Origin of the sequence: Symmachiella macrocystis (assembly GCF_007860075.1) — a bacterium.
Taxonomy (GTDB): Bacteria; Planctomycetota; Planctomycetia; order Planctomycetales; family Planctomycetaceae; genus Symmachiella; species Symmachiella macrocystis.
Genome location: NZ_SJPP01000004.1, coordinates 143124 through 169817 on the forward strand (window position 1 = coordinate 143124; position 26694 = coordinate 169817).

Genomic DNA, 26694 nt, shown 5'->3' on the forward strand with positions numbered 1-26694 from the left:
CTCTGTTACTTGCTCATCTCGTACTTCAGCACGAATTGATGATCGTCGGCATCAGGCGCGATCTTCGTTCCGCTGCACAGTTCTTGCTGTAGCGGGCTGTAGGTCATGACCGAAATTTGATTTTTTTTCGGCTCGAAACGATAGATGCGCAGGAATCCACCCCGGTAGTCGCTCAGGCATTCGTGTACCGAATTACCGTGGTCTCCTTTCACTGTGCGGTGCATCGCTTGTGTGCGACTCTGATCGCCACAGCAAATAAGAAATAGATTTCGATGCTTGCTGAAGCACTTCTCCCACATCTGCTGGGGAGTGTTGCCTCGTTTTCCTTGCGTCTTGTGCCAGCGCATGCGGCCTTTGGTTGCGTCGTAGTAGTCGCGGGATTCACGAGGCCGGTCGCGTGGTCCCAAGTACATGTGCGTCGTGACCATCGCGCGTCGATCGGAATGTTTTTCCAACACGCCATTGGCCCAGTGCAGCACGTCATCGGGCGCATTGCACTCTAGATGCAAAATTACAAAATCCATCCCTCCGGCTGTAATCAACTGGTAACTGTCCGCATTATTCTTGATCTGTCCCCCGTACCACTTCTCGTTCTCGAACAAGGACGCAGGGAAAGTTTCTTGAAACTTCTGCGAATCCCCTCCTGAGAGCATGTCATGGTTTCCGACCGAAAACGCAAACGGCAACTTGCCGGAAAGCCGTAGCATGTGCTTGCGGGCGATCTGCCATTCTTCATCGCTTTTATATTTATTGACAATATCGCCGACATGGCTGACAAATACGATTCTCTGCGTCTTGCGATTGTCCAGGATCCAATTCACCTCAGCTTCAAAATATGCTTCGTTTTTATCGCTCACATATCCTTGAGTATCGGGCAGGACGACGAAGCTAAACGTTCCCGCTGGCGCAACTGCCGGTTCATCCGCAATGCCACGTGCAACGCACATTGTGAAAAGTGCGCCTGCCAGGATCGTAATCTGAAGAACGATTTGTTTCATATTTTGCCGCCTCTTAGAATATGACACCTACTTAATTTCCCGCAGCTTAACGGAAACCTATTTGCCGCCTCAACTTCGCCTGAGACTTAGAATGGCGATGTGACTCGTGCCAACTGTGAGAGTCGGCTGCTGTTGATCATCAGGCCGGCTTGGCGCCGGGCTGGCCCTGTTGGATGACAAATGATCCCTTTGTGAGAATGGGCGCGCCGGGTTTGTCAACATAGGGAGTCACACGGAAGTGAGACGTCCAGGTCTTTGGCGTGAGTTCGCAGGAGACATAGCCTCGATTGGAATTGTACCAGCGAACAAAATCGTTCTGAGCCGCGGCCCGTTCGTATTCAGGGATATGGTTTCCACCGTTACCGCTGGAAGTCATCGATGTGCCGACCAGCTCGGTGCCAACGAGCGGAGACTTCGGATCTTCAAAATCGAGCTGCAAATCATTGACCCAATTGAGGTGAATATCGCCGGTCAGCACGACTGGGTTGGGAATGTTTCGTTCATGGAAGAAACGCAACAATCGACGGCGACTGATCTCGTAACCGGGCCATTGGTCCATACTGTAACGGCGATACTCCCCTTCACCACGGTTGAGAGGCGCCATCATGACCTGCTGGGCCAGCACGTTCCAGGTTGATGGTGACTTGAGGAGGCTCGACATCAGCCAATGCTCTTGCTTGGCTCCCAGCATGGTGGCCTGCGGGTCGAGGGCCTTGCCGATCATCGGTTTCTGGTGGTCGCCATTGGGCTGATCCGAGCGGTATTGCCGTGTATCGAGCACATGGAAATTCGCCAGTCGACCGTACTGGCAGCCTCGGTAAAGTTTCATGTGCGGCCCCTGCGGAAAGGACCGACGCCGCAGCGGCATAAATTCGTAATAGGCCTGATAGGCATTCATCCGCCGCGCTAGAAACGCTTCTGGAGAAATCCCATCTTCCTCGGAAACCAGGTTCGCATAATTGTTGTCAAACTCATGGTCGTCCCACGTGACGAGCCACGGAAACAGACGATGAGTCTCCTGCAGCGTCTCGTCGAGGCGATATTGCGTGTAACGGATGCGATAGTCGTCCAGGCTTTTGACTTCGCCGCCAATATGTTTGCGGGGCCGCTTATCGATTCCGGCATACTCGTAGATGTAATCGCCCAGATGGACGACCAAGTCGAGGTCTTCCTGTTGCATGTGAGGATAGCCGTTGAAGTAGCCGCTCTCATAATGTTGACAGGATGTGAACGCGAATTTCAGGCGATCGGGCATGGCATCATAAGCCGGTGCCGTGCGTGTGCGTCCGATGGGACTGGTTTCGTCGCCGGCGTGAAACCGATAGAAATACCAACGGTGCGGTTCCAGACCATCGACTTCGACATGCACCGAATGTCCCAATTGCGGCATTGCCCAGGCGACCCCACTTTGGACCACGTTGGCGAACGCCTCATCATCGGCAACTTCCCACCGAGTCGGCACAGCATTATTGGGCATGCCGCCACCCTGGAGCGGCTGCGGAGCGAGCCGTGTCCACAGCACGATGCCATTTGGCTCGGGATCCCCGGATGCCACCCCGAATGTGAACGGGTTCCCGTCAAAACGCGGGCGTTGCGCCACCTCTCCCTCAGCTCTCAAGGCAATCGTGGGAATCGCTGACACCGCTGCCAGGTAACTCAGAAAGTCACGTCGTGCGATACCGTATTTGCGGGGCTGTGATGATTTTCTGTGATGAGCCATCTGTCGAAACGATCTATAATCCAGGTGTAAAAACAAAGTCTGAGCCGAAGTTCGACCAGTCGGAGGGGAACTCTATCATATCTGAAGAGAGAACCAATCGGAAGCTTCGAAGCACCGCGGCAAAAACAGCCTATACACTTGGTTTTCAGACGTCTCCCACCTAGAAAGCTCGTATCAGTTAACGACACGCGTCTCTAAATTGCATTGCATAACGATCACTCCGCTCGGCGAAATGAATGTCCTGTTTTTAGTCCGACTACGAAAACAACAAGTGCCACCGCTCCGAGGAAGAACACAGTGTCGCCGGGGACACGCATCCATTTTAGGGTCTGCATCAGATCCGTCTGCATGAATTCTGCGCTTCGAGCGTACCAGTAACCCCGTTCAACGGATGCTTTCGTCTGCAGTAATCCGACCGGCAGTAGGCTGAGGAGGCACATCGCCATTAAGCCGCCATTTAATGCCCAAAACGAAAACCGCAGCAGACCATCCTTCCACGCGCGGCCCGGAACGAGAACGCGCAGGCACATGAGCATCAGCCCGATCCCCAGCATCCCATACACACCAAACAAAGCCGCGTGGCCGTGCAGGGGCGTCGTGTTCAGTCCCTGCATATAGTACAGCGCGATTGGTGGATTGATCATGAAACCAAACAAGCCGGCTCCGATCATGTTCCAGAACGCAACGGCGACGAAGAAGTAGATCGGCCACTTGTATCGTTGGACCCACTGCGACGAACGTGAACGACGTAGGTCTTCGGTGGCGTCGAAACCGACCAGAACCAGCGGAACGACTTCCAGAGCACTAAAGACAGAACCCCAGACCAACGCGACTGTCGGTGTTCCGGAAAAGTACAAGTGGTGACAGGTACCGATGATTCCACCGGAAAGAAATATGGTTGCCGACAGTAGGGCAGCCGCCGCGGCGATACGCGGACGAATCAGATTCAGCCGCATGAAGGTGAACGCGATCACGGTTGTGGCAAACACTTCAAAAAAGCCTTCGACCCACAAGTGCACGACCCACCATCGCCAGTATTCCACCATCGAGAGGTGGGTGTGCCGTCCCCAGGTGAGGCCGGCGCCGTAGAACAGTGCGATGGCTCCTGTGGCCACAGCCAACAGAATGACAAGTTGACGTTGCTGCCCGGTTTTTCTCATCGCGGGAAGCAGTACACGAATCATCAAGAACAACCACAGCAGCAGACCGACCATTAACGCGATTTGCCAGACTCGCCCCAGATCCACGTATTCGTAGCCTTGATGTCCGAAGTAAAATGATACGGTATCGGTCATCTTGTTCTGAATGCTCAGCCATTCGCCGGTTAACGATCCGACGACCACGAGCAACAAGGCGGCGAACAGCACGTTCACGCCGAGTCGCTGACCTTTGGGTTCCTGATCGCTGACAAGCGGGCCGATGAACAACCCGGCTGCCAGCCAAGCCGTGGCGATCCAAAACAGCCCCATCTGCACATGCCACGTGCGAGTCACGCTGTATGGCAACCATTCGGACAAGGGAATACCGTAAAACCCATCCCCTTCGACACCGTAATGCGCTGTGATGACACCCAATAGCATCTGGACAAGAATTAACGCAGCGACGACCCAAAAGTATTTGATAGTCGCTCGCTGAGAAGGCGTGGCTTCCCACAATGCCAGTGGATCCGATTCGGGAGGTAATGGTTCCTCTTCTTCGTTTCGTTTCGAAGCATACCACCACGCCATCCCCGCGATGCCGGCTAGTAAAACGATGATGCTTACACCGGTCCAGACAATATTGTCACCCGTCGGTCGATTGCCGACCAGCGGCTCGTGAGGCCAGTTGTTTGTGTAGCTAACCGGCTCGTCGGGGCGATTTGTCGAGGCTGCCCAAGACGTCCAAAAGAAAAAAGCTGATAGTTTTCGCAGCCGGTCTGAATCAGATACGGCACCGGCAGGAATCGCATAGTCGGCGTTTCCATTCGAAAAAACATCGCTGTAGTGTGCCAGATTTGACTCGAACGCATCCACGCGAATTGGATCGATCGTGACAATTCCGGTTTCTGTATCGAAGGTGTTCGTCCGCAGCAGATCAGTCAATCTCGCCTGAAGCTGAGCTTGCTGTTCGTGATCGAGTTCCTCAAACGTGCTGCCGTAATCGGCGTCTGCCCAACGATCCAAAATGAAAATGGCTTCGCGATGCAGCCAGTCGGCCGTCCAGTCGGGAGCGACGTAGCTACCGTGCCCCCAGATCGAACCAACTTCCATTCCCCCCAGCGACTGCCACACATTCTGACCGGCGGACACATCTCCGCTCTCGATCAACGTGTTGCCATCGGTTGTAACGACCCGATCAAACAGAGGCGGCATTTCCTGGTAAATTCGAGTCCCGATCCAGCCTAGGACCAAAAATGAAAAGAACATCACAGCCAAAAAAAGTAGCCAAAGCCGTCGCATCATGTTCTCGCTTTGTGTTATTTAAATCGATATGTTTTGAGTTCAGAGATTGAACGTCGCTTACCAGAAATCCCAATTGCTCACTTGGAACGCCAAAATACTCTATGCAATAATCAGCGGCATACCGAGAATCGCCTAGGCTCCGTGTTTCTGCGGGTACTTTTGTGTAAGTGGAACCTCAAAGGGAACAGCTTGGACATCACGAGATGAAACAGATCATCGTATTGCGAACACGCTCATCGCGCTGCCGCATCTTGTGCGGAAGCTTCTCCCAATTCGGCCGCCAGTTGTGATGCTCGCGGGAACAACACATTGTTCTCCTTGTGAATGTGGCGATGCAGGTCGGCTTCCAGTTCCCGCAATCCATCGAGCATTGCTCGAAATGTGTTGCAACCACCGTCAGGTAACGTGAAGTCAGACGAGGCCTCGCGAATATCACGCAAAGCTTGGCCGGCGACATCGTGTTCGTGTTCCATCATGCGTATTGGATTGTCGACCGATCCAAACGGGAATGTCGGCAGAGCTCCTGATTGTTCGATCGTGCGGATGGCCGGAAACAGAATCTGCTCCTCCTTGAGCATGTGCGGTACGAGTTCGTCTCGCAGTTGCTGGAAAGATGTCCCCATACGTTCCAGCCAGGCATGTTGTTTGCCATGAACGGACACAACTTTGTCGACAAGCTGCGTTAGTCGTGGTAGCTCACGTTTCAGATACTCGTGGTGCGTCGCCTCGATCGAATCGCACATATCGGCCAGGGACTTTGACGCAAAGTCGTTCTCAGATGCATCTTCCCCTGCGCCACACGCAATGACATCGTGCAGTTTCTCAAGAACGGACTGAGCATCAATTTGCCCCGTTCGGCACGCTGCTTCCAACGGTTGACCACCGCCGCAACAGTAGTCGATTTTGTGCTGTTCGAACACGCGAGAGGTCGCCGGATATTCGGTGACCCACTGGCCAACGGAGTCTGCTAGGTTCAACGGTTTTGTCATTTTTGATATCCTTTTGTGCAATGCCAATACGTTTGGACAAACAGCTGTGCGATCAATCAAGTGGCCAACGATGCCGCCTCTAATTCCTGCTTGGGGCCGAAGAATTCGTAGCGCATGCGGTGTTCGTCAACGTTTAGTTCCTGCAGGCTCGCGTGGATGTTCGCCATGAATGGTCGCGGACCACAGAAGTAAAAGTCCGCTTCGTCATAAGGGGTCCAGTCACGCAGAAACTCAGTCGTCACGAACCCGGCTTTGTCGCAATTGCCATTTTCGAGGTCGCCCGGCAACGGAGCATCGTACAGAACCTGTGTCTGCACGTTCGGGCCAGTCTGTGCAAGGTTGCGGATTTCATCCGCAAAAGCATGGGCCTTGCTATTGCGAGCTGCCTGGACAAAGTAGATCGAGGCCTCGGGGTTCGCATGAATGATCGACTTGGCCATCGACAACAGTGGTGTGACACCAATGCCTCCCGCGAGCAATACTATCGGCTTGCTCGTCGCCGCCTCAGGGTCGACGGTGAATTCGCCACAGGGCGGACCGATCTGAATGCGATGCCCCGGCTCGGTCACCTCATGCAGGTGGCAAGAAATCAGACCGTCCGGTGCATCAGGCGCGAGTCGCTCTTCGCGCTTAACGCTAATACGAAAGTGCTGCTCGCCGGTTCGATCAGACAAGCTATAATTGCGAGGCGACGTGGGGGTGCGAAGGTCATCGATGTGAACGGTGATGTACTGTCCTGGCTTGAAGAGGGGCAGTCCCCCCTCGTCCTCCGGTTTCAGGTAGAACGAAGTCACGACATCGCTTTCGGGCACTTTGCGATCGACCACGAAAGTGCGGTAACCATTCCAGCCGCCAGGCATGGATTGTTGCTCATCATAAATCGCTCCTTCGCGACCAATAAAGATGTCCGCTAAAAACCCGTAGGCTTCCGCCACAGCATCAATGATTTCGTCGGTTGCCGCCTCGCCCATCACATCTTTGATCGCGTCGAGCAGATGTTTGCCAACAATCGGGTAATGCTCGGCCTTAATACCCAACGAACAATGCTTTTGAGCGATTAATTCGACTGCGGGAATCAACACAGCCGGATTGTCGATATGGGTGAAATACGCACAGATCGCCCCCGCTAGAGCTCTCTGTTGACCACCGGTATGCTGATGCGCCTGATTGAAAAACGCTTTGACTTCCGGGTTGCCCTGAAACATTCGTTCGTAAAACCGCCGCGTAATGGTTTCCGCATTGGCAGCAACGGCCGGGGTGATTTCCTTAACAATCTGGACCGTTTTCTCGCTGAGCATGTCTGTTCCTGCTTATTTAGATGTTGCTGTCTTGATTCGGGACGGATAAACTCAATTCTTCACCCAAAGGTATAGAATACAATAGTGGACGTCAAGGTAAAGAATTGCAGCCGGGAGAATTTCCGGGAAATACCATGATCTCAAAAACAGCCGAGTACGCGTTACGGGCCGTAACTTGCCTGGCGAATGACACCCACAGCCCCGCGTCGGCCGACGTGTTGGCGAAAAAGACAAAGGTGCCCCGTCGCTACTTAACACGCGTCCTGCAAGATTTAGCGGCTGCGGGTTTGGTCGCGTCACGTTCCGGGCCGGGAGGCGGATATGTGCTCATTCACGAGACCGGCGAATTGACGATTCTGGATGTCATCAACGCCGTCGCTCCTCTGGAACGGATCACCACCTGCCCATTAGGACTCAAGTCGCACACGTCTCTGTGCCCATTGCACTCGGAACTCGACCGAGCCTTTGCCGCCACCGAAGCCGCGTTTGCAGCGGTGACGATCCGCCAGCTTCTGGAATCGACGAATCCCATCGTGCCGTTGTGCGAAGATCCCGAATGAAGCAGCCAATTACCGGATATCACAGGGATGATGACGGCCATTGGGTGGCCCAACTCGCCTGCGGCCACAATCAACATGTTCGTCATACCCCTCCGTGGATGAATCGCAAATGGGTCACCACTGTCGCGGGGCGCGAACAAATGCTAGGACACCTGCTCGACTGCACAAAATGTGACGAACATGCTCCACCGGATGATCGGCCGATCAAAGAGCCGGCTTGATGCTGTTTGGCCTCCCGAAGTCTTTTGCCATCCCCACAATAAGCTCGCCGGAAGAGGCGGATTCCTAAACGCCGGTATCAATTGATCTGATCAAAGGCGAACGCCATTCAGGATTGCAGTGCGAGATGTGAATGAGACGAGCAACAAATTGACCCACTTTCTGGATTGGAATACACTCCGTCATTCCGTAGCCCACCCTATCTTTCCTAGCAGGAACCGGTGCTCATGTTGCTGAACCGTTATTCACTGTTGCTGTTGCTTCTCCTGGGGTATCTGGCGATCGGCACTTTGCCAGCTGCAGAGCCAATTGATGGGGACATCTTGCTCAAAGGGGGGACTGTGTTCGACGGGAGTGGCAGCCCTGGATTGGTGGGTGATGTTGCACTTCGTGGCAATCGCATCGTGGCGGTGGGGACATTTGAAGTCGGCGAATTCCCACTGGTGATTGATTGCAACGGGCTGGTTGTTGCTCCGGGATTTATTGATTTACACAATCACAGCGATGAGCAAATCGTCGAGCCCGAAACCCGCGGCTGTGTCAATTATCTGATGCAGGGTTGTACAACGATCGTAACGGGGAACTGTGGGTTCGGGCCGGTGAACGTGGGCGAGTACTACTCCAAAATCAATTCCTCCGGCGCTGGGGTGAATGTCGCGCATCTTTTGCCCCAAGGTTCTCTGCGTGCCGACGTGATGGGGCTAGCCGACCGCGCCCCGACGGACGATGAGTTACAACGCATGCGAGCTTTAGCCGAACAGGCGATGCAAGATGGCGCGTGGGGAATGACGACCGGTCTGATCTATGTTCCCGGTGCATCAACCAAGACCGATGAACTCGTTGAGATTGCCAAAGTCATTGCCGCTCACCAGGGGTTTTATGCCAGCCACATGCGTGACGAGGGGACCGGTTTGCTCGGCGCCGTTCAAGAAACACTTGAAATTGGAAAACAGGCGCAACTGCCCGTGCATGTTTCGCACTTCAAATCGAACGGAATTGATGCCTGGGGTTTGATCCGCCGCGCGGCTGAAATGATCGAACAGGCGCAGGCCGAAGGACAAAAAATTACTGCTGATCAATACCCCTACATTGCCTCCAGCACTTCACTCAGCGCAATACTCTTCCCCCGTTGGGTTCGGGCGGGTGGCAAAGAGGTGATGGTGAAACGACTCGACGATCCTGAGAAAAGCGAGGAGATACGCGAATTAGTCATTGAAACGTTGAAAGAGCGAGGCGAGCGTGCCCCGGTACAAATCGGTCGCTACAAACCCAAACCCGATTGGGTGGGACGAAAAGTCCACGAGATAGCACAGGCAGAGAATCGCCCGGCTGTAGAGATTGTCTACGAGATTGTGCGTAACGGAGATGCAGACGCAATTAGTTTCGGTATGAATGAAGAGGACGTTCGATTTGGGATGCAACTCCCTTGGGTCGCAACCGCATCCGACGGACTTGCCTATCTTCCCGGTGCTGACAAACCCCATCCACGGAGTTATGGAACGTTTCCGCGCAAAATCGGACACTATGCGATCCAGGAAAAGGTGATTCCGCTTGCCCAAGCCATTCGCAGTTGCAGCAGTCTGCCGGCAGATATCTTGGGTTTGGCGGACCGGGGACGGCTGCAGCCGGGGCTAGTGGCCGACATCGTGGTCATCGACCCACAAACATTTCGTGACACAGCCGATTTTTCCGCGCCGCATCGCTATGCGACGGGAATCAAATACGTCTACGTTGCGGGAAAACCGGCGGTATTCGACGGTGCGCCGACAGGCGCCTTAGCCGGGCGCGCCCTCAATCGGCGTGAAGCAAAGCCCGATTCCACCAGCAACGAGTGATCCCCTCCGCACCTCGCTATGGCCGCGCGCGTTGCTAATTTGCGATTTTGGAATAGGGAGCGATGTGAACGGCTGAAAGTGTTTCCTTGAGTGTGACAGCCCCTTCAGGAGTCACTGCGGTGTCGGTCACATTCAGGATTTCGAGTGTCGGAATCTCCATGAGATACTGCATGCAGTCATTGGTCACTTGCGTTCGGCTGATGTCCAGTTCTCGAAGTTTAGCCATTCCCTGCAGCTGCTCAATTCCGCCATCTCCCACCTCCTTATCCAAGAGCCAAAGCACACCTAGCTGGCTCATCCTACGGAACAAACACTTTGATCCCAACCGTTGTTTAAAGCCTGGGCTTTGGTGGTTTGAGTACATTGCCGACCGAAAGGCCTTTCGCGTTCATTTTTCGTTTGTAAATGCTGCCACCACAGGTCACGTACAGCGTGTTCAGATCCTTGCCACCAAACACAACGTTCGACAGCCAACTGCCCTGCGGTTTCGAGAGAATCAGATGCACGCGTCCCGGTTGGTCGCAGACTTGCACACCCATCCGCGTGGCCACGTACAGTCGGCCTTGGTCGTCGACGGTCATGCCGTCCGCGCCGGTGTCGGATTGCGTCGGAGCAATGTGTAGGTGGTGGAAGGTTTGCTTGTAGCGTAACGTTCCGTCGTCTTGCACTTGGTAGGAGTTGACGTATTGGCGACGGGTGTCGGCGACATACAGCAGCGACTGATCGGGCGACAACACAACGCCGTTGGGGAATTCGAGTCCCTTCTCATCGACGACGCTGACTTTTTTGTCCCCATCGATGTGTAATACGCGTTTGTTTTCTGGGTCTGTGACATAGATGCCGTTGTCACCGACAACCAAGTCGTTGCAGCTAACATTTTCAGCAATCACCTCGGACTTGCCATCGGGCGTGTAGGCGACGATCTGTTTCTTTCCGCTCACGCATGCGTACAGTTTGCCATCTTTGCCAAACATCAGACCATTGGCATTTCCAGTCTCATCGGCGAACAACGAAACCATGCCGTCCAGCCCGATTTTGTAGATCTGGCTATTCGGGACATCGGTGAAAAACACTTCACCCTTCGCGTTAACGGCGGGGCCTTCGGTGAATTTATGCCCTTTGCTGACAAGCTGCCACTCTTCACCGGGAATGAGAATGTCGGTGCGGCGTTTGCCGCCGGCAGTGCCGACGCGAATCGGTTTCGGATAGTCACGCCACAACCAGCGCATGGCATCTGGTAGAATCGCTGCCCCCTGTTTGCCATTGTGCCCGCCTTGTCCCCATGCATGGTTCACGTCGTAGCCCGCCCAGGTAAGCGCCGACAGCATGTCTTGGTTGGCGACCCACCAACTCCCGCCGTACAGGTCCAGGTCGTTGCTACCATCCTGCAAAAAGACGCGGATCGGTTTCGGTTCGACTTTACGAACCAATACGGGAAACTCGTTGCCGCCACGCAGTCCCACGAAAGTCCCAATGGTGCTGAACACTCGGCGAAATTGATCAGGCCGTTCCCACGCGACGTTGAATGCGCAAATGGCCCCCGAACTGGCGCCGGAGATCGCCCGGTCGTTCGGGTCCTCGCTCAGGTTATAACTCTTGCTGACTTCAGGCAGGATTTCTTCGATCAGAAATTTCGCGTAGCGATCACCAAGTGAATCGTATTCAAAACTGCGGTTGAACCGCGCCTGCGTGCCTTCACGCGGCGCCGGCACAACGCCTGGGGTAATGAAGATTCCAATGGTGACCGGCATTTCGCCTTTGTGAATCAAGTTGTCGAAAACGGTCGGCATTTTCCAACCCTTGGCCCGCCCCAGCCCATCTTGCACAACCATCACGCAGACCGGTTTGTCCTTGTCGTACTGCGCCGGCACGTAGATCCAATATTCACGCTCGGTGCCGGGAAAGATCTTGCTCTTCCACGGAAACGGCCCCTTGATTTCCCCCTGGGGCACGCCCTTTTGCGGAAGCGAGTCCGGATCGACTTCGTATTTCTCTTCTGCCGCCGCTAATGCTCCGGTCAGAACCAGTCCGCCAATAGACAACGCCATAAAAAATGTCAAAATTCGTTTCATGTTATTCCTTGTGTGTGATTATCATGGAGTTGATCGCTGGTTATTAATTGCGAGACATTCGACGTTGCCAGAAAATCGAGTCGACAATTCTGCGGTGATAAGAACCGAGCCACAGTCCCGTTGTTCGGTGCCATTGACTATCATTGCAACCACATCTTGCAACGAACCCGCATCTGGAGCTTTTCCATGTTACACCGAACATTGGTCTGCGTCTGCCAACTGACGGCATATACGTGTCTGCTGCTTTGCAGCGCCGCAATTGCATCCGGCGCCGATCAGCCTGAACCGTCGGGCGGAGCGTTGGAGGGCGACAGGCCGCGGGTGATCATCTCTACGGATGTGGGCGGCTCGGACCCCGACGATTTTCAGTCAATGGTCCATCTACTCCTCTACGCCGATGTGCTGGATATTGAAGGGCTGATTTCGTCTCCACCACAGCAGGGCCGCGTAAAACACATCTACGAAGCGATCGAAGCTTACTCAAAGGACTATCCGAATCTCAAAAAACACTCAGTGGCTTTTCCAACTCCCGATTCATTGCGCGATGTCACCAAGCAAGGTGCGGTTGATCCGGCTCCACGCAGCGGATGGAGTAAACCCACTGAGGGATCTCAGTGGATCATCGGGCAGGCAAAGGTCGACGATCCACGGCCGTTGTGGGTGCTGGTGTGGGGCAGCATCACCGATGTTGCACAGGCTGTCCACGATGACCCTTCAATCAAAAGCAAAATCCGCCTGTACTCGATCGGCTCGTGGAATACCAGGCAGGACCGCGCCGCACGCGAATACCTTTTTAAGAATCATTCCGACTTATGGTGGATCGAAAGCGACACCACGTTTCGCGGGATGTACGTGGGGGGCCGGCAAAACGACAATTGGGGCAACCGCAGTTTTGTTGCCAACCACGTCCACAAGCATGGTGCGCTGGGCGATTTGCTCTTCCATAAAAAAAGCGACATCAAGATGGGGGACACGCCATCGCTGCTATACCTGTTGCGGGGCGAGGCGGATGATCCCACAACGGCACACTGGGGCGGTTCCTATAGGAAGACCGATCACGGACGGCATTACTGGACTGATCGACCGGATCGCAGTTTGTCCGAAGCCAGCTACGCGGGAGCAAAAACCGTCAACCGTTGGCGAGTCGACTTCCTGACCGACTGGCAGCAGAGGATGATATGGGCCAGCACACCATGAAGAACAAAACAAAACTCTCGTTGAAAAAGAAAGTGTTATTTTCTTTCGCGACGTGCGTTTTGTTTTTTCTCAGTTTGGAACTGTTGCTAAACGTATGCGGGGTGCAGCCGACGTACTACGACGACGATCCGTTTGTCGGGTACTCCTCAAACTCGCCGCTGTTCGTGACATCGAGCATTCGCGATGGGGCTGAGATGGTGACGGCTGCCAACAAACTCATCTATTTCAACGAACAGCGATTCCTTAAAGACAAACCGAAGCGAACCTATCGAATCTTCTGCCTGGGCGGTTCGACCACCTACGGCCGGCCTTACGATCATCAAACGTCCTTTTCCAAGTGGCTGGGGGAGTTCTTGCAGGCGGCCGATCCCACTCGCGACTGGGAAGTGATCAATGTCGGCGGCATCAGCTACGCCAGTTATCGGATTACTGCGTTGATGGAGGAATTGAACCGCTATACGCCGGATCTTTACGTGGTTTACACGGGCCATAATGAATTTCTGGAACTGCGAACTTACGGCCAGCAGTTGGATGCGCAGCAACCACTGGCGGGTCTGAGCAACTTGATCGGCCAAACCCGCACCTTTGCTTTGACCGAGCGGTTGTTGAAAAGTCGTGGCGAAAAGGAGTCGGGAGAATATGGGCAGAAGCAAATCCTCCCCGAAGAAGTCGCTGCGATTCTGGATAAGACCGTAGGCCCGGAGACGTACACCCGCGACGAACAATTGTGGCAGCGCACTTTAAAACATTTTGAGTTCAATCTTCTACGGATGGAGCACTTAGCTGATAAGGCAGGTGCGGACATAGTGTTTATCACAGCGGCCAGCAACATCCGAAACTTTTCGCCACTCAAGAGCGAACACCGGGATGACTTACTTGCTGATGAACAAGCCCAATGGGAAATACTCGTCCATTCAGCCAATGTCTCGAGCAGCAATGAACGGTATGCAGAGGCCTTGGATGCTTTGGACAAAGCATCGGATATCGACGACCGGCACGCCGAGTTGCATTATCAACGCGGTCGCTTGCTGGACCGGCTTGGGAAATTCGACTTAGCACGCGCGGCCTACCAACGGGCTATCGATGAGGATGTCTGCCCGTTGCGGGCTCCTTCAAGCTTTCAAGACGCGGTTCGTCAGGTGGCAGATGAAACGGATCACCGCGTCATCGATTTCGAACGTTTGGTCCAACGCTGGGCGAAGGATGGCATTCCCGGCGATGATCTCTTTCTGGATCACTTGCACCTAACGATTGACGGGCACCGCAGACTTGCCGCTGAACTGTTTCAATACTTAGAGGATTCCGGCACAGTCTCGCCCAATGCATCCTGGTCGGAATTGTCGAGGCAAAAGATTGCGCGGCGAATCGAAGGGGAGATCGATACTGCCCAACAGGGCAAAGCGCTGAGGAACTTGGCACAGGTGCTCTCCTGGGCTGGCAAACACCTGGAGGCGAAACAACTCGCGTTGCAAGCGATCCAGCTCGCCGGAGAAGACGCCCATACCAACTTTGTGGCTGGCCACATGCTCTACCAATCGGGCGAGTTGGACCAGGCAGCGGGCTTTTTACAAAAAGCCATCGAGCTCGAGCCAAACCACGTGCTCGCTCGCTTGGATCTGGCAGAGATTCACCTTCAGCAAGACGAATTCGTGCAAGCCAAATCGGTGATCGAGAAAGCGATTCAACTCGATCCGGAGAGACAGCAATCCTACGTAATCTTGGAAAAAGTGCTAGAGAATGAGCCATCCAGAAACAGTGCCCCGGCGGGACTGTGACGGGAGACCTCACCAGTCAGCACTCCCAACACAGTGACTTCGAATGCTCTAGCGTTTCCAGAGTGGTTGCTACTGTGCGATCGAATCCTCGAATGTTGTCAGCTTGCGCCCGGTTCTTTTTGCAAATTGCTCCAGAAGCGGATCGCAGCTGTCAGCAACAATATAAAAACACCGTCGAGCGCAGAAAGCTTGCACTCGATGGTGTTCGAATCAGTGTATCAGAAATACATCAGAACGTTAGTATTCCCCGATGATTTCGCCCTCGCCAGCTGAGACTGTGGCACGCAGGATACCAAAGTCCATGCTGTCGGAAAGGAAGCGGACACTCCCATCACAAAAGGACGCGTGACATCCGCCATCGTGAAAACTGAACAGTTCATCGTTGGGACCGCAGTTCATGTCGACCCAGGGACAAGAGGGTGGTCCGCCCCACGGGTTCTTATGGAAATTCGGTGTAAAAGAGACACCAAACGCATTATCCGGTTCTGCCCACCGCCAATGTGATCGCATGCTCCCGACCTCTACGGGATCCGCATACAACGAGTCCATCCCGTCGTTACGCCCGACACATTCCCCTAGCGCCATGGTGTTACTCAAACCATCGGTGATTTGTCTGAGGTCGGTTCCCTCCCAGCGCAAACCGCCATGGACCATCGTAGAGCTATCGGGAAGCCCGGTGACGGGACTGATATTCGTGTGAATCGTGGGACCGTAATCGATCCCCCCATATCCCTGGCTATCCGTGTTTCCTTCGCGTAGAGCAGCGCTGGGACAAAGATACATCGACAACGCGATTTTTGTGATGGCGATGTTCTCAGGTGTCTCATTGTAGGACGACCCGAAGTCGAACTGATGTGTGATGTTCGCTTGATCGATGAACGGCAGCACATGCGTGAAAAAGGAATGGCGGTCAAAGTTTTGCCCGTAAGGCCCGCTGCCCAGTCCCTGCCCCGAGGAAGGAAACCGTCCGAAGGTTGATTCATAATTATGCATCGCCAACCCCAGTTGCTTGAGGTTGTTTTTGCATTGGGTGCGACGAGCCGCTTCGCGTGCCTGCTGCACGGCCGGCAATAACAAGGCAATTAAAAGCGCGATGATGGCTATCACCACGAGGAGTTCGATAAGGGTAAAACCTCTCTGCACGGTCCGAGTTTCTGACACACTCATGGGAACGAAGATCCACCGAAAGAAAATGGACGGGAAAAAGAGGCGATAAAGGAGAAATCAATTAACGCTGGTCCCGCACTGTCCAAGAAAAAGATAGGCGGGAATCGAATAACAATAGGAGCTCCAACTCGAATATTCTCGAAATTTTCGCAATGCTGATTGTACTGCACTTCAGAAGCGATTTTAAATTGTATCTCATCAAATCAAACGCACAAAACGAGCAGGAACAGCTGCAGTCAGGATAGATGGGCTATGTCAACAGAATCCCTTGCATGACAGTCATAACCCGGAAACCACGGCGTTCCGAGACCCTGGCCGGTATCTTATCGCTAAACGCATTGTCTAACCGATCCCTCATAGACGCAAAAAACCGACCTGGCCTCCCCGACTCCGCCCCGCTTTCAAAGAGACATACGCGAGTTTTCTGCCTTCGGACGGTAGACCACCCCAAATAGAAATGACGAATGGGGGAATGACAGTGGAACCGAACGATTCCAGGTATGGGGCGAACTTCATCGCGTCTTCGAAATAATGACAGGGTCAACGCAATGGCAGCTCAAAAACGCTGAGAGGATCGCCAGGAAACTCCTCGTCGAGTAAACTGGCATTCAAAGCTCCATCCCCCTGCCCTCTCTACGCATCGCAATTTCAAGCTGGCCCATGTATTTGGCCGCCGAAATCACGACCACAAAGCATTATGACCGCATCGCACACTGTCGAACATCCCGTGGAACTTCTCACTTTTGTTTTTGCGTGCCATCAGGACGTGAAGAAGAATAAGGTGCGGCAGTGGCTGAAATACGGTTCGGTGAAAGTCAACGGACGGTCGGTCACACGCTACAATCACCGTCTGCAAGCTGGGGATGTGGTTTCGATTCGCGGCAAAGAAGAGGTTCTCTCAGAGAGTCTGTTGCCACGCGGCATGACGGTACTCTTCGAAGATGCGTCACTCGTTGTCATCGAAAAACCGGCCAATCTACTGAGCATGGCCAACGCGACGGAACGGAATAAGACGGCGTATTCGTATCTCACAGATTACGTCCGTCGCGGAAATCCTAAAAGTCCCAATCGAGTGTGGATCGTCCATCGGTTGGACCGCGATACATCTGGACTGATGATCTTTGCAAAGTCCGAAGACGCCAAGCAGGTCCTGCAGGCAAATTGGTTACGGGCCGAGAAATGTTATTTGGCCGTGGTGGAAGGGGACTTACCGGCCGATAGCGGTGAGTTGAGTTCCAATTCCAACCAGCGTGGACCAACCGCAGTCGACAGCGTTCCTCCCAGTGAGCGGACACGCCTTGCGGTGACCAATTACCGCGTGTTGAAGCGAAGCGCGACATGCGCGTTAGTCGAGCTTACACCGCAAACAGGTCGCCGGAATCAAATTCGCGAGCACCTGGCCGATGCAAAATGCCCGATCATAGGCGATCGAAAGCATAAAGCACGCACGAATCCCGCCCGTCGACTGGGATTGCACGCAAGTTCCCTGCAATTCCCGCACCCCTTATCCGGCGAAATTCTCAACTTTACCTCTCCTCTTCCACGGGTGTTGTCCAGACAGGTCTGAGAGGCCTGACAGACAATACTCGCGAGAGCGCCGCAACAACCCTGAACCTGATGTATGCAGCTGCTTAGCGAAATCCCCACAAGCCTCGGCTTCATCAACCGCGCGATCGAATTGCTGCGGAGCGGAGGATCTACCGAATTGAGTTGCTGTGGGTGATTGATTAAGATGGGATTCCCGCCAGTTTATCCACGTACGCTCCAGACAACATTCCCTTTCTAGGTTCAGGGGAAGCTCGTCACTGTTTTGGTCCACGCGTTTTTGGCTCAATCACGCCTTGAAAGATAAAACCATGCACTGCTTCCGCCCAGTCTCAAGGTCTTTCCTTTCGAAATCAGATTACCGTCGGGTTGACCTGTCGAAGCGTGATTTGACGACGCTTGGAATCGGACTATTTGTCGCCCTTGTGCTGTCTGCCTCAAACCTCGTGGCGGCAGAGCCCGTTGAAGCGCAAGCAAAACCTGAGGTTGAGCAGGCCGAAGCAACGGATGACCTCGCGGAGATTCTGGCGGGGCATTCCTATCATGGTGAAGTCTTCAACGAAGGGCCGCGGCAGAAGGCCTACCTGATGGGGGGGACTGGGCATGTCGATTTTCCGGTCACCACAAAAAATGAAGAGGCGCAAAAGTTTATCGACCAAGGGCTGGGGCAGTTGTACGGCTTCTGGAATTTCGAAGCAGAACGTTCGTTTCGTCAGGCGGCTGCTTTAGACCCTGATTGTGCGATGGCGTATTGGGGCGCCGCAATGGCCAACCTGGGGAATCAAGAACGCGCGCAGGGATTTATCACAGAGGCCGACAAGCGGAAAGAACAGGCTTCCCAGCGAGAAGTGATGTACATCAAGGCGATTAAAGCCTACGTCACGGCCGACGAGGACAAAAAAGAGAAGCGCAACAATGCCTATACCAAGGCGCTGGAGAACCTGATTCTCGAATTCCCCGATGATCGGGAAGCGAAGGCGTTATTGGCTTTGCATTTGTACAAGTCAAAAAACTCAAGCACCAGCTATTTTGCAGTTGATTCGCTGCTGCAAGATGTTTTCGACGCGGAGCCGATGCATTCGGCGCACCATTTTCGCATCCATCTTTGGGATCATCGCCATCCGGAAAAAGCGATCCCCTCAGCTGCATTGTGTGGTCAAACCTCTCCCAGCATAGCCCATATGTGGCATATGCCGGGGCATATTTTCTCGCGATTGAAACGCTACCACGATGCGGCATGGCAACAGGAAGCCTCAGCGCGGGTTGATCATGCGCATATGATGCGTGATCGCGTGATGCCGGATCAAATAGAAAATTTTGCCCATAACAACGAATGGTTTATCCGCAACCTGATTCATGTCGGCCGTGTTCACGATGCTGTCGACTTGGCCAAAAACATGACGGAGTTGCCGCGTCACCCGCGTTACAACTCATTCGAGAAAAAAGGGAGCAGCAAATACGGGCGTCAGAGACTATTCCAGGTCCTGCGGACGTATGAACTTTGGGACGATATCATTGCCTTGTCACAAACGCCTTATCTTGAACCGACCGATGTCGACGAAGAGCAAATTCAACGACTGCGCCATTTGGGAATGGCTTACTTTTTAACCGGAGATGTGAACCAAGGCCGTGAACAGATCGCAGCAGTCCAAAGTCGACTCGATGCCAAACTGCAGGAACAGAAAGATGCGGTGCACGCTGCCGAAGAGAAGGCCAAGGCGACTGACGTAGAAGAACAGGCAACAACATCTTCAGACGACAAGCAGGCGAAACAGGAAGGATCCGATAAAAAATCTAACAAGGACGATGCTGTCACCAAAGCGCGGAATCAGTTCAATTCGGAGATTAAGGAGCTGAAAAGTACCCTTAATGCTCTGAAAGGATACGAGGCCGTTTCCCAAGGCGAATATCAAAACGCATACAAGCTATTGAAGAAGGCCGACGACGTGGATCCGCTCTACCTGGCTAAGGTGCAGTGGCTAACTGGCGATAAAGACGAGCAGGACAAGGCTGAGAAATCAATCCGCAAGGAAGTGAAATCCAACGAAAACGAAGTTCATCCACTTGCGATCCTTGTCGAGACCTTGTGGCAGTCGGGAAAGAAGAAAGAGGCACGCGAGGTTTTTGAGGAACTACGAAAACTTTCCGCCGCGATTGATCTCGATGTTCCTGTGTTTGCGCGTCTGACGCCCATCGCCGAAGAACTCGAATACCCAGCGGATTGGCGCGTCGCCGCAACGCCGGCTTTGGACATTGGCAAACGCCCACCGCTCGACTCGCTCGGTCCGTTCCGCTGGCGGCCCTCCCCGTCGCAGGAGTGGGCGCTCAAAGATGCTGAGGGCAAGATTCGTTCCTCAGCTGAATTCAAAGGCCAACCACACATCGTGATCTTTTATCTCGGGTCTGGATGTTTGCACTGCGCCAAACAACTTCAAGCCTTTGCGCCGAAAGTGAGTGATTTCGAAGCCGCCGGCCTGTCGATGGTTGCTATCAGCACTGACGACCAAAAGGGCTTGAAAGTTTCGATTGATAACTACGACAAAAAAGGGATGCCCATTCCGTTGGTCAGTAACTCAGATCTCGACGTATTCAAGGCCTACCGGGTTTATGACGATTTTGAAAATCAACCATTGCATGGGACGTTCATTATCGATGGCGACGGCAAGGTGCTCTGGCAGGACATCAGCTACGAACCGTTCATGGATGCGGAGTTCGTCTTGAAAGAAGCCACACGCCTGCTGGGCAATACCTGGGATGATGAACAGGAAAAGCAGAAAACCGGTGCCGGCAAACAGGCGGCTACATTCCATCCCTCGGGGCACACCACCGATTCGCTCGAGACGGTCCATCAACGACTGGCCGACAAATCGGCCGTTCTGGTTGACGTGCGGGAACAGGGAGAATGGGACGCAGGGCATCTGGAGACCGCGGTGCTGGTGCCGCTTAGCGAACTCAAACGCGATGCAGCCAACCAGAAATTTGCCGAACAGCTGATGAAAACGCTCCCGCTAGGAAAAATCATCTACTGCCATTGCCAGTCCGGTGCAAGGGTTTTAGCCGCTTCGCTCCTCTTCAAGGAGCTGGGCTACGATGTGCGCCCACTCAAAGCTGGCTACGGTCAACTTCTCAAAGCTGGTATTCCCTAAGTCGTTACTAAGCCCAGTTTGCTATGGCTAAACCCGCGAAACTTAGTCCCGTCCCTCTGGCAATCGATTAACCCGTAACGCGTTTTGAAAGCCGGGATTACGGACTCCAGATGGAAACAGCAATATGCTGTTGCGGGTTTTCAGCAGTGGCCCAGTAATAAATGGCGACAAGCTTGCCATCCGATCTCTGCACCAAGCGGGGATAACCGATGTCCGTATTGAGGCCAGTGCTGGAGTCAGGATCGTCCGGCAAAGCCTGGAAATCATCGCGAATCACCAATTCCGGGCCCCAGGTCTTGCCGCGATCACTGCTATATCTCCCGCGAATCTCACCAACGTGGCGATCTCCATAAACACAGCAAAGCCTGCCATCGGTCAATTTCAATAAGGCAGGCGGATTGGAATGCGTCTGCATTTCCTTAATCGTGCTGAGGCGCTGCCAAGTCTTACACCCGTCCGCAGAGTGGTAAGTTTCGATTTCATCCTGTTTGCCGGGATTGCGATAGATTTTTCGATAGGCCAACACAAAGTCCTGGTCGGACAGCTGAACCGTTTGGCTCATGATCGCACTCGCCTCCTCAGACTCGGGCGTCACCCATGAGACAAATTCGAATGTCTGTCCACCGTCGGTCGTCTGAATGCAAGCGATTCTCTTGAGTTTCGGATCGTCGACATGCGTGGAGATGAAAACGATGCAATGACCAGGGCTTTGAACCAAATAATCGGTTCGTGGTGAAAGAAGTTTGTCTTTCATCTCCGGATGATCTTTTAATCCTGTCAGTGCATAGGGGCCGTTCCAATTTGCACCTCGGTTGTTGGAATAAAAAAAGCCGCCTTCCGGATCGTGGTTGCCATGGTAGCCGTCAGCAAAGATTCGCAGCGCAAATCCAGAATGCCGGAAATCGAGCGGCTGCGTTAACTTTGCTTTACCTTCACCGAGATATTGTGGGTTCTCGTCATCCAAAAAACCTGGCGGATCGAACATCTGCCACGTCATGCCACCATCTTGACTGCGGGCCAACAGGCTGTCTTGACGGCCAGCAATGTTGTGCCCCGACTTCAGTTCGAAGTCACCTTGCGTAAAGCCCACCAAAAACTCGTCCCCCCATTGCCACACACCGTTATTCGCAGGCCAGCCGTGAAAGCGATCTTCTTCAATTGCAGCGATCTTGTGCTCGATGGCAACAGATTCTTCAGCACATGCAACAAGACTGTGAAAAGTGAGAATCACGGCAAAGCCGGTCGACCAGAAGAAGCTATTCATTGTTGTGAGTTGTCTTGTGCGAACTGATTTCATTTGAATTCCCTGTCATTTCTTTAGCCCCTGAATCAATTATTCATTGTACCGAAAATACCTGACAGCTGCACATTTGGGGATTTTTACCGCTGATCGCTCCACCACTTCGCTCTCCGATTCCTTGTCCTTCCACACTGGTGACCATGTGCCTAGACGACGACCGTTTGCTGCGCTCAGATTTTGTCATCGCGTAGACCATGCTGTGACCAGCGACTCCAAGCGGGTACTGATCGTCGCCTCCTTCGCACTCCCATTCTCCCCCCGCATGATGCTATACTAGACCTTGTCCGCATATTATGGCCGACAACGCAGGCAGCCCACGATTGAGCGCTAAAATCATCCCGCGCAGCGAATGCGGGGTTAGAAGTTCTGGCGGTCCTGCAATCGTTCAAGTTGAATATTCTTATCAGCGACATCTGTGTCCTACCTGATTTTATGTCAAACAAACTCCCCATGCTCACTCCAAGACGACGAACTCGGTTGGTCCAGTTCTTCAGTAGACGTCTCTTGCCAATGGCGATGTCCCTGGCGATCCTGGTTTCTGTCGGCACTGCAGTGTTGTCGGCGGACGAGACCCCGCAAAAAGTCAATCGCCCCAATGCCGAGCAAATTCGATTCTTTGAGAAGACGATCCGGCCACTCTTGGCGAAATATTGTTACGAATGCCACGGAGCTGACGTGCAGGAATCCGAGTTGCGCCTCGATACGCTGGCGGGAATACTGACCGGCGGTAATGCGGGTGCCTCGATTAATCCAGGGAAACCTAAGCAAAGCCTGCTTATAACCGCGATAGGCTACCGCGACAATGAACTACAAATGCCACCTGATGAGAAGCTATCCGATCGTCAGATTGCGGATTTGACGCGCTGGGTCGAAATGGGGGCTCCGCATCCGGATAGTGGCACAGTTAAAGTCGCCTCACGTGCTACCTTGGACATTGCCAAGGGACGTACACACTGGGCGTTTCAAACCCCTTCGAAACCAAACGTTCCACGCGGCGGTCCTGCTGAATCCATTGAGAATCCGATTGATGCGTTTGTCAGCGAAGCTCTAGCGAAGAAAGGACTCAAACCGCTCGGTCCCGCCGACAAACGGACTTTGATCCGGCGTGCGACTTTCGACCTCATTGGCCTCCCGCCCACGCCCGCAGAGATCGACGCCTTTTTGGCCGACGAGTCGGACGAAGCGTTTCGCCGTGTGGTGGATCGGTTGCTTGATTCGCCACACTACGGCGAGCGGTGGGGGCGTCACTGGCTCGATATTGCCCGCTATGCCGATTCGAATGGGCTCGACGAAAATGTCGCCCACGGGAACGCATGGCGGTATCGCGATTATGTCGTCCAGTCATTGAATAACGACAAACCGTACGACGAGTTTGTGGTTGAACAACTTGCCGGCGATCAACTTGACTCCGGATCGGACGTTTCGCGCCGAAACGACCGACTGATCGCTACCGGTTTTCTCGCGCTCGGCCCGAAAGTGCTCGCGGAAGTCGACGAATCGAAAATGGAAATGGATATTGTCGACGAACAAATTGACACCATTGGCCGCAGCTTGATGGGGCTGACACTCGGCTGTGCGCGCTGCCATGACCACAAGTTCGATCCGATCGGGCAGGACGACTATTACGGGCTGGCGGGAATCTTTAAGAGCACCCGTACCATGGAGAGTTTCAAAAAAGTCGCCAAGTGGCAAGAGAATCTAATTGCGCTGCCAGAGGAATTGGCCCGTAAGGAGAAACACGAGCAACGAATTTCTGAGAAAAAATCGCAGATCGAAGATCGGATCGCGAAGGCGAAAGACAAGTTGGCTCCTCCCACGGGAGAGACAGTCCCGCAAGACTTGGAGAAACGTTTTCCACAGGAAACGCAAGACGAATTGAAGAAGCTGCGGGACGATCTCAAGAGCCTTGAGAAATCGGTGCCTGTCTTGCCCACCGCCATGGGAGTCGTTGATGGGGACATTGCAGATGCTGCGGTGCACCTGCGTGGGAGCCATCTCACTTTGGGCGATGTCGTTCCCCGTCACTTTCCCAGAGTTCTGTGCAGTGACACCCCACCGAGCTTGCCGAGCAACAGTAGCGGTCGCCTGGAATATGCCCATTGGTTGACGACCCCAGATCACCCGTTAACGGCTCGCGTGATGGTCAATCGCATCTGGCGGTGGCATTTTGGCAAGGGGCTGGTGTCGACTGTTGATAACTTTGGGCTGCAAGGGCAACCACCGACGCACCCGAAACTCTTGGATTGGCTCGCCGTTCGCTTCGTTGAAGAAGACTGGTCGATCAAAGCAATGCATCGTCTCATCATGCTGTCTGCTGCGTATCAGAGGAGCAGTGGCTTCGATTCGCATCGTGCCGCAGTCGATCCGGACAATCTTCTTTATTGGCGGTTTGATGTCCGTCGGCTCGAAGCCGAGACGATCCGCGACGCGCTGTTGGCCACCAGCGGGACACTCGATCGCACGCTCGGTGGAAACTTGCTTGCCGTCAAGAACCGCGATTACCTGTTCGATCACACCTCGCAAGACAAGTCGAACTATGACATACGGCGGCGCTCGATCTATGTGCCTGTGATTCGCAATCACTTGTACGACGTGTTTCAACTCTTTGACTATACGGACGCCAGCGTACTCAACGGCAATCGTAACACCAGTACGATCGCCCCACAGGCGCTGTTTCTGATGAATTCCCAACTAGCCATCGATCTCACGACCGCTATGGCCGACCGATTGTTGGATGCCGACGGAACCCGCAAGGAACGCGTCACACAACTATTTTTGGAAGCCTATGGGCGTCCGCCAACAGAGGATGAGTTAACTCGTGCTGATCTTTTCCTGACGCAATTTATGGAATTGACGGCACAAGAAAAGTCTTCGCAAGACAATGTCGGCGGGACACAACAGGCATGGCAGGCCTTGTGCCAGTCGGTCATTTCATCCAGTGAGTTTATCTACGTACGTTAATTGATGATCGCGATGTTCGGACAGCAATCATCAAAATTCAGCGGAACAGAAACATGACGATTTCACGACGACAACTTCTCCAACAATGCAGTGCCGGATTCGGATCACTCGCGTTGGCCTCTCTGTTGGCCGATGAAGCTCTGGCAGCGCCGCCCGTTTCACAGGATTCTGCCGGGACCCACCTGCCCCACTTTCCTGCGAAGGCGAAGCGTGTCATCTTTTTGTTCATGAAGGGCGGCCCGTCGCACATGGACACATTTGATTACAAACCACAACTCCAAAAAGACGACCATAAACAACTGCCATTCGACAAGCCGCGCGTCCAGTTCGCTCCCACCGGCGAATTGCTTGCTTCGCCTTGGAAATTCAAGCGCTACGGCGAAAGCGGCATCGCTGTGAGCGAGTTGTTTCCCCATGTCGCACAGTGCGTCGATGACCTGTGCATCATCAACTCCATGCACGGCACAAACCCGGCGCATGGGGGAGCCAGCCTGAAACTCCATACCGGCAGCGACTCCTTCGTCCGTCCCAGCATGGGCTCCTGGGTGACGTATGGTTTGGGAACAGAGAACCAGAACCTCCCTGGCTTCATCACCATTTGTCCGACATTGGCTCACGGTGGGACCAAGAACTGGAGTTCAGCATTTCTGCCTGCCAACTATTCCGGAACGCCGTTGGGAAATGCGAGTCAATCCTCGGAACAAGCGCGCGTCAAATATATCCGCAACGCGCAGCTCAGCCGCAATTCGCAACGACTTCAACTCGACCTGATCCAATCCTTCAACAACAAATTCCTCGACACAACGGGACCGGATCTTGCTCTAGAGGCCCGGATCAAATCGTTTGAATTGGCGTTTCGCATGCAGACCGAGATGCCCGAAGCGTTAGAACTGTCGCAGGAGAGCCGCGCGACACATGCATACTACGGCACCGATGATCCGGTCACGGCGGATTTCGCTCGACAATGTCTGATGGCGCGGCGGTTCGCCGAACGGGGGGTCCGGTTTGTGCAGGTGACTCACAGCAATTCCGAGGTCCAATGGGACCAACATGGTGATCTTCGCAAAGGCCACGTCCAGAATGCCGCCGAGGTCGACAAGCCGATCGCAGGTCTGCTCCGCGACCTAAAATCACGCGGTCTGCTGGACGACACACTGGTGCTTTGGGGCGGCGAGTTTGGTCGCACGCCAACCTGTCAGGGCAAAGGTCACGATGGCCGGGATCACAATCCAGAAGGATTTACGATGTGGCTGGCCGGCGGCGGAGTCCGCAGTGGAATCCAATACGGGGCGACCGACGATTATGGCTACTACGCGGCGGTCGACAAGGTGCACATCCACGACTTACACGCCACACTGCTGCACTTATTGGGTCTCGATCACCTGCGACTCACCCACCGTCACGCCGGCCGCGACTTCCGCCTGACCGATGTCGCCGGGGAGGTCGTCCAGGGAATCATCGCGTAGCGGGG

Annotated in this window: 18 protein-coding genes; 9 read left to right on the forward strand and 9 right to left on the reverse strand. The window is 53.9% G+C overall.

The window, feature by feature from the left end; all coding sequences use genetic code 11:
* Positions 1-5: 5 nt before the first annotated feature.
* From CA54_RS27930 to hmpA, 5 genes are all read right to left on the reverse strand, one after another.
* On the reverse strand, positions 6-998 hold the full coding sequence (locus tag CA54_RS27930; protein ID WP_146374313.1) for a metallophosphoesterase: 993 nt from the start codon (positions 996-998) through the stop codon (positions 6-8).
* Positions 999-1137: 139 nt separating this feature from the next.
* Positions 1138-2718: an alkaline phosphatase D family protein gene (locus CA54_RS27935; RefSeq protein ID WP_146374314.1), complete on the reverse strand. Its 1581-nt coding sequence runs from the start codon at positions 2716-2718 to the stop codon at positions 1138-1140.
* Between the two features lie 215 nt (positions 2719-2933).
* Positions 2934-5156, reverse strand: a complete 2223-nt coding sequence (locus CA54_RS27940) for a nitric-oxide reductase large subunit (RefSeq protein WP_146374407.1) — start codon at positions 5154-5156, stop codon at positions 2934-2936.
* A 236-nt stretch (positions 5157-5392) separates the two neighbouring features.
* Positions 5393-6148, reverse strand: coding sequence for an iron-sulfur cluster repair di-iron protein (gene ric / locus CA54_RS27945; RefSeq protein ID WP_146374315.1), 756 nt, complete (start codon positions 6146-6148; stop codon positions 5393-5395).
* Positions 6149-6204: 56 nt separating this feature from the next.
* Positions 6205-7446 (reverse strand): NO-inducible flavohemoprotein, encoded by a 1242-nt coding sequence (hmpA, locus tag CA54_RS27950; RefSeq protein WP_146374316.1) that lies wholly within the window; start codon positions 7444-7446, stop codon positions 6205-6207.
* A gap of 134 nt (positions 7447-7580) precedes the next feature.
* Between hmpA and CA54_RS27955 the strand changes: the two genes are divergently transcribed.
* From CA54_RS27955 to CA54_RS27965, 3 genes are all read left to right on the forward strand, one after another.
* The gene (locus tag CA54_RS27955) at positions 7581-8006 is read left to right on the forward strand and encodes an RrF2 family transcriptional regulator (RefSeq protein WP_146374317.1); all 426 of its coding nucleotides are present in this window, start codon (positions 7581-7583) and stop codon (positions 8004-8006) included.
* Entirely contained in the window at positions 8003-8227 is a 225-nt protein-coding gene (locus CA54_RS27960; protein WP_146374318.1) for a DUF3565 domain-containing protein, read from the forward strand. The genes CA54_RS27955 and CA54_RS27960 overlap by 4 nt, the downstream gene beginning before the upstream one ends.
* 225 nt (positions 8228-8452) lie before the next feature.
* Positions 8453-10060 carry an N-acyl-D-amino-acid deacylase family protein gene (locus tag CA54_RS27965; RefSeq protein ID WP_146374319.1) on the forward strand — a complete coding sequence of 536 codons (1608 nt, stop codon included), beginning with the start codon at positions 8453-8455 and terminating at the stop codon, positions 10058-10060.
* Positions 10061-10094: 34 nt separating this feature from the next.
* On the opposite strand, the gene CA54_RS27970 is transcribed toward CA54_RS27965, so the two are convergent.
* Together CA54_RS27970 and CA54_RS27975 are read right to left on the reverse strand one after the other, a co-directional pair.
* Positions 10095-10343 carry a hypothetical protein gene (locus CA54_RS27970; protein WP_146374320.1) on the reverse strand — a complete coding sequence of 83 codons (249 nt, stop codon included), beginning with the start codon at positions 10341-10343 and terminating at the stop codon, positions 10095-10097.
* 49 nt (positions 10344-10392) lie between these two features.
* The gene (locus CA54_RS27975; RefSeq protein ID WP_146374321.1) at positions 10393-12132 is read right to left on the reverse strand and encodes an SMP-30/gluconolactonase/LRE family protein; all 1740 of its coding nucleotides are present in this window, start codon (positions 12130-12132) and stop codon (positions 10393-10395) included.
* Between the two features lie 186 nt (positions 12133-12318).
* Here CA54_RS27975 and CA54_RS27980 point away from each other — a divergent pair, with 186 nt between their 5' ends.
* Together CA54_RS27980 and CA54_RS27985 are read left to right on the forward strand one after the other, a co-directional pair.
* The gene (locus CA54_RS27980; RefSeq protein ID WP_146374322.1) at positions 12319-13329 is read left to right on the forward strand and encodes a DUF1593 domain-containing protein; all 1011 of its coding nucleotides are present in this window, start codon (positions 12319-12321) and stop codon (positions 13327-13329) included.
* Complete coding sequence (locus tag CA54_RS27985; RefSeq protein ID WP_197532914.1) at positions 13326-15104, forward strand: tetratricopeptide repeat protein; 1779 nt, start codon at positions 13326-13328, stop codon at positions 15102-15104. Before CA54_RS27980 ends, CA54_RS27985 begins: the two co-directional genes overlap by 4 nt.
* A gap of 237 nt (positions 15105-15341) precedes the next feature.
* Here the strand turns inward: CA54_RS27985 and CA54_RS27990 are convergent, their stop codons facing one another.
* Entirely contained in the window at positions 15342-16271 is a 930-nt protein-coding gene (locus CA54_RS27990) for a DUF1559 domain-containing protein (RefSeq protein ID WP_146374324.1), read from the reverse strand.
* Positions 16272-16968: 697 nt separating this feature from the next.
* Between CA54_RS27990 and CA54_RS27995 the strand changes: the two genes are divergently transcribed.
* Together CA54_RS27995 and CA54_RS28000 are read left to right on the forward strand one after the other, a co-directional pair.
* A complete protein-coding gene (locus CA54_RS27995; RefSeq protein ID WP_146374325.1) occupies positions 16969-17838 on the forward strand; it encodes an RluA family pseudouridine synthase in 870 nt (289 codons plus the stop codon).
* A 367-nt stretch (positions 17839-18205) separates the two neighbouring features.
* A complete protein-coding gene (locus CA54_RS28000; protein ID WP_231963230.1) occupies positions 18206-20962 on the forward strand; it encodes a redoxin domain-containing protein in 2757 nt (918 codons plus the stop codon).
* A gap of 97 nt (positions 20963-21059) precedes the next feature.
* On the opposite strand, the gene CA54_RS28005 is transcribed toward CA54_RS28000, so the two are convergent.
* The gene (locus tag CA54_RS28005; protein WP_146374326.1) at positions 21060-22259 is read right to left on the reverse strand and encodes a sialidase family protein; all 1200 of its coding nucleotides are present in this window, start codon (positions 22257-22259) and stop codon (positions 21060-21062) included.
* A gap of 513 nt (positions 22260-22772) precedes the next feature.
* On the opposite strand from CA54_RS28005, the gene CA54_RS28010 reads away from it, so the two are divergent.
* Together CA54_RS28010 and CA54_RS28015 are read left to right on the forward strand one after the other, a co-directional pair.
* A complete protein-coding gene (locus tag CA54_RS28010) occupies positions 22773-25223 on the forward strand; it encodes a PSD1 and planctomycete cytochrome C domain-containing protein (protein WP_146374327.1) in 2451 nt (816 codons plus the stop codon).
* A 53-nt stretch (positions 25224-25276) separates the two neighbouring features.
* Positions 25277-26689 (forward strand): DUF1501 domain-containing protein, encoded by a 1413-nt coding sequence (locus CA54_RS28015; RefSeq protein WP_146374328.1) that lies wholly within the window; start codon positions 25277-25279, stop codon positions 26687-26689.
* Positions 26690-26694 lie beyond the last annotated feature (5 nt).